General features: G+C 47.5%; 1 tRNA gene and 3 rRNA genes. All 4 read right to left on the reverse strand.

What is annotated here, in order from left to right:
- Positions 1-64 precede the first annotated feature (64 nt).
- Positions 65-181 (reverse strand): 5S ribosomal RNA (gene rrf, locus NRF22_RS08835).
- A gap of 73 nt (positions 182-254) precedes the next feature.
- A 23S ribosomal RNA gene (locus NRF22_RS08840) occupies positions 255-3,142 on the reverse strand.
- Positions 3,143-3,354: 212 nt separating this feature from the next.
- Positions 3,355-3,427: transfer RNA gene (locus NRF22_RS08845), tRNA-Ala, on the reverse strand.
- 95 nt (positions 3,428-3,522) lie between these two features.
- Positions 3,523-5,088 (reverse strand): 16S ribosomal RNA (locus NRF22_RS08850).
- Together the 16S, 23S and 5S rRNA genes with 1 tRNA gene alongside form the textbook arrangement of a ribosomal RNA operon.
- Positions 5,089-5,463 lie beyond the last annotated feature (375 nt).

Below are 5,463 nucleotides of genomic sequence, written 5' to 3' on the forward strand. Positions count from 1 at the left end.
TTGCTGACAAGGAGCCGCGGAAAAATAAAAGCAGGCACAAAAAAACACCCTTTCGGGTGCCTTGGCATCGCATCGACCTAATCTTGCAACAGGCGTTCCTGTAACTACTTTGGGCCCTGGCAAGCTTAACGACTGTGTTCGGAATGGGAACAGGTGTGGCCTTGCCGGAATCAACACGACACTCAGTACTTGCGCACTGATAACCGAATAGTAATTTATCTCTGTTAAAAAAGCAATTGAACCAAACCACTTACTTGGTTAAGTCCTCGACCTATTAGTACTAGTCCGCTCCGTACATCGCTGCACTTCCACTTCTAGCCTATCTACCTGATCGTCTCTCAGGGGTCTTACTTCAAAGAATGGGAAATCTCATCTCGAGGTTAGTTTCTCACTTAGATGCTTTCAGCGATTATCTAATCCATACGTAGCTACCCAGCAGTGCTCTTGGCAGAACAACTGGTACACCAGAGGTATGTCCATCCCGGTCCTCTCGTACTAAGGACAGATCCTCTCAAATTTCCTGCGCCCACGACGGATAGGGACCGAACTGTCTCACGACGTTCTGAACCCAGCTCGCGTACCGCTTTAATGGGCGAACAGCCCAACCCTTGGGACCGACTACAGCCCCAGGATGCGATGAGCCGACATCGAGGTGCCAAACCTCCCCGTCGATGTGGACTCTTGGGGGAGATGAGCCTGTTATCCCCGGGGTAGCTTTTGTCCGTTGAGCGATGGCCCTTCCATACGGAACCACCGGATCACTAAGTCCTACTTTCGTACCTGCTCGACTTGTCAGTCTCACAGTCAAGCTTGCTTATGCCTTTACACGCTACGAATGATTTCCAACCATTCTGAGCAAACCTTTGAGCGCCTCCGTTATCTTTTAGGAGGCGACCGCCCCAGTCAAACTGCCTGCCAGACACTGTCTTCGATCAGGATAACTGATCAGAGTTAGAACGTTCATACAACAAGGGTAGTATCTCAAGGGTGACTCAATCGAAACTAGCGTTCCGACGTCAAAGTCTCCTACCTATCCTGCACATGCAGCACAAACATTCAATATCAAGCTACAGTAAAGCTCCACGGGGTCTTTCCGTCCTGTCGCGGGTACCCAGCATCTTCACTGGAATTTAAATTTCACCGAGTCTATTGTTGAGACAGCGCCCAAATCATTACACCTTTCATGCGGGTCGGAACTTACCCGACAAGGAATTTCGCTACCTTAGGACCGTTATAGTTACGGCCGCCGTTCACTGGGGCTTCAATTCAGACCTTCGCCAAAGCTAAGTCCTCCTTTTAACCTTCCAGCACTGGGCAGGTGTCAGCCCCTATACTTCATCTTACGATTTTGCAGAAACCTGTGTTTTTGATAAACAGTTGTTTGGGCCTATTCGCTGCGGCTGATATAAAATCAGCAGTCCTTCTTCCGAAGTTACGGACTCATTTTGCAGAGTTCCTTAACAATAGTTCACTCGCTCACCTTAGTGTTCTCCACTCGAGTACCTGTGTCGGTTTGCGGTACGGGCAATATTTTCTTCCTACGAAACTTTTTTCAGCAGCGTGAACTCACACAATTTCCAAGTAAACTTGGTACCTTCACAGCTTATCCTCAGTACAAAAGCATTTGACTCTCATACAGACTAACCGCTTAAAACCACAATCCAATCGTGGCCTGTGTTATCCTTCTGCGTCCTTCCTTCGGCAATTCAATATTGGTACAGGAATATCAACCTGTTGGCCATCGACTACGCTTTTCAGCCTCGCCTTAGGTCCCGACTAACCCCCCGCGGACGAGCCTTCCGGGGGAAACCTTACTCATTCGGTGGATAGGATTCTCACCTATCTTTCGCTACTCATACCGGAATTCTCACTAGTTAACGCTCCACATGTCCTCACGATCATGCTTCATCGCCTTAACTACGCTATCCTACCATGCTTACGCATCCACAGTTTCGGTAATATGCTTAGCCCCGGTACATTATCCGCGCAAGAGCACTCGACTAGTGAGCTATTACGCACTCTTTAAAGGGTGGCTGCTTCTGAGCCAACCTCCTAGTTGTCTATGCACCTTCACAACGTTTTCCACTTAGCATATATTTAGGGACCTTAACTGGTGATCTGGGCTGTTCCCCTTTTGACGATGGATCTTATCACTCACCGTCTGACTCCTGCACATACTTATCTGGCATTCGGAGTTTATCTGATTTTGGTAACCCTTGAAGGGCCCCTAGACCAAATAGTGCTCTACCTCCAGTAAGCTCATTGCAAGGCTACACCTAAATGTATTTCGGATAGAACCAGCTATCTCCGAGTTCGATTGGAATTTCACCGCTATCCACAGTTCATCGAAGGGTTTTTTAACACCCACTCGTTCGGTCCTCCAGTAGGTATTACCCCACCTTCAACCTGACCATGGATAGGTCACTCGGTTTCGGGTCTACAACTACGTACTGATTCGCCCTATTCAGACTCGCTTTCGCTACGGCTCCGGTCTTTGCACCTTAACCTTGCACGCAATCGTAACTCTCCGGTTCATTCTACAAAAAGCACGCTCTCAGCCATTAACGGCCTCGAACTTCTTGTAAGCACACGGTTTCAAGAACTATTTCACTCCCCTTCCGGGGTTCTTTTCACCTTTCCCTCACGGTACTTGTCCACTATCGGTCACTAGTTAGTATTTAGCCTTGGGAGATGGTCCTCCCAGATTCCGACCCAATTTCACGTGCTGGGCCGTACTCAGGATCCTGATTAGAGAGCTACAGATTTCGCCTACAGGACTATCACCTGCTATGGTGCAGTTTCCCAACTGCTTCGGCTATCTGCAGCCTTTGTAACTCAACATCAGTCCTACAACCCCTGGATGCAAGCATCCAGGTTTGGGCTCTTCCGCGTTCGCTCGCCGCTACTAACGGAATCGAAATTTCTTTATTTTCCTGCTGCTAATGAGATGTTTCAGTTCACAGCGTTTTGCCTCAAATAACCTATGAATTCAGTTAAATGATGATCATTAAGACCGGGTTGCCCCATTCGGAAATCCTCGGGTAAGCTTACTTACAGCTAACCGAGGCATATCGTAGTTAGTCACGTCCTTCATCGCCTTCTAGTGCCAAGGTATCCACCATGCGCCCTTATTAACTTAACCTGGAATCTTTCGATTCGCGATTAACCAATAAAAATTATGAGATCTGTCTCCAGATTTTATTAGCGGTCATTTTAAAAATGACATTTTTATCGAAGTGAATTTCTCGGTTCAATTTACCTCGTGTCGATGTCGATAGACACGAGGATTTTAATTAACAAGAAATTAAATTACTATTCAGTTATCAATGTACAATTGACGGCCAAAGCCGCCAATGGAGAATATCGGGTTCGAACCGATGACCCCCTGCTTGCAAAGCAGGTGCTCTCCCAGCTGAGCTAATTCCCCAGTTGCTTAGTTTCAGGGCGGCGCTCTGAAAACCGAACAGAACTCAAACAAATAAATCTGATATCTAAATCAGTGTAGTTTCCGATTATCCTTAGAAAGGAGGTGATCCAGCCGCAGGTTCTCCTACGGCTACCTTGTTACGACTTAATCCCAGTCATCGATCTTACCTTAGGCACCGGCCTCTAAAAGTTAGCCAAGCGACTTTGGGTACTTCCGACTCCCATGATTTGACGGGCGGTGTGTACAAGACCCGGGAACGTATTCACCGCGACATGCTGATTCGCGATTACTAGCGATTCCGCCTTCGTGGAGTCGAGTTGCAGACTCCAGTCCGAACTGAGAGAAGTTTTAAGAGATTAGCTTGCCGTCACCGGTTCGCAACTCGTTGTACTTCCCATTGTAGCACGTGTGTTGCCCAGGCCATAAGGGGCATGATGATCTGACGTCGTCCCCACCTTCCTCCGGTTTATCACCGGCAGTCTCATTAGAGTGCCCAACTGAATGCTGGCAACTAATAACAAGGGTTGCGCTCGTTGCGGGACTTAACCCAACATCTCACGACACGAGCTGACGACGACCATGCACCACCTGTATCCAATGTTCCGAAGAAAAGCTTTCATTACAAAAGCGGTCATTGGTATGTCAAGGCCTGGTAAGGTTTTTCGCGTATCTTCGAATTAAACCACATGCTCCACCGCTTGTGCGGGTCCCCGTCAATTCCTTTAAGTTTTAGCCTTGCGGCCGTACTCCTCAGGCGGGGTGCTTAATGCGTTAGCTACGTCACTAGGAGGCGGAAACCTCTTAACAACTAGCACCCATCGTTTACGGTATGGACTACCGGGGTATCTAATCCCGTTTGCTACCCATACTTTCGAGCCTCAACGTCAGTTACGATCTAGCAAGCCGCCTTCGCCACTGGTGTTCTTCCACATATCTACGCATTTCACCGCTACACATGGAGTTCCACTTGCCTCTATCGCACTCAAGTAAACCAGTTTCCAATGCAGTTCCGGAGTTAGGCTCCGGGATTTCACATCAGACTTAATCAACCGTCTGCGCTCGCTTTACGCCCAATAAATCCGGATAACGCTCGGGACATACGTATTACCGCGGCTGCTGGCACGTATTTAGCCATCCCTTTCTGGTAAGGTACCGTCAAGCCGGAAACTTTCTCTGAATCCGGTCATTCTTCCCTTACAACAGTGCTTTACGACCCGAAAGCCTTCATCACACACGCGGCGTCGCTCCGTCACACTTTCGTGCATTGCGGAAAATTCCCTACTGCAGCCTCCCGTAGGAGTTTGGGCAGTGTCTCAGTCCCAATGTGGCCGGCCAGTCTCTCAACTCGGCTACGCATCATGGCCTTGGTAGGCCATTACCCTACCAACTAGCTAATACGCCGCAAGACCATCCTTTAGCGATCCAAAAGGACCTTTTAAACTAAGAACATGAGTTCAAAGTTGTTACGCGGTATTAGCATCTGTTTCCAAATGTTATCCCCCACTAAAGGGCAGGTTTCTTACGTGTTACTCACCCGTTCGCCACTCTAGTCATTGTCAGCCGTCACTCCGAAGAGATCAGGTTAACGGCTAGCGTACGACTTGCATGTATTAGGCACGCCGCCAGCGTTCATCCTGAGCCAGGATCAAACTCTCATTTTAAAAGTTTGAACTTAGCGTTCACATGAATTACTGACTGTTTGTTTTACCAAACGTTAAATAATTTATTGTTGTTACTTACGAATTGACTTCGCAAATTAATTAATTTTGTTTGTTCTTACATAGTAAGAACAAAACCCTACACAATTTGTTTGTCTTTGTTCTGTTCAGTTTTCAAAGTGCTGCGTCACTTGCAAAAGCAACTTTTATATCATGCCAGAGAATCAAACGAATGTCAAGCTTTTTTTCAATCAATCTTGATCGTTTCAAGCAGCCAAACGCTCGCTCCCGAGCTGACTTAAATATCTTACAACCCCTGCACGCGAAGGTCAAGGGAATTTTTCAAAAAAATAAAAAACCCGCTTCTCAGCGAGTCAA

This window comes from Oenococcus kitaharae (assembly GCF_025758695.1).
In the GTDB taxonomy this organism is placed as follows: Bacteria; Bacillota; Bacilli; order Lactobacillales; family Lactobacillaceae; genus Oenococcus; species Oenococcus kitaharae_A.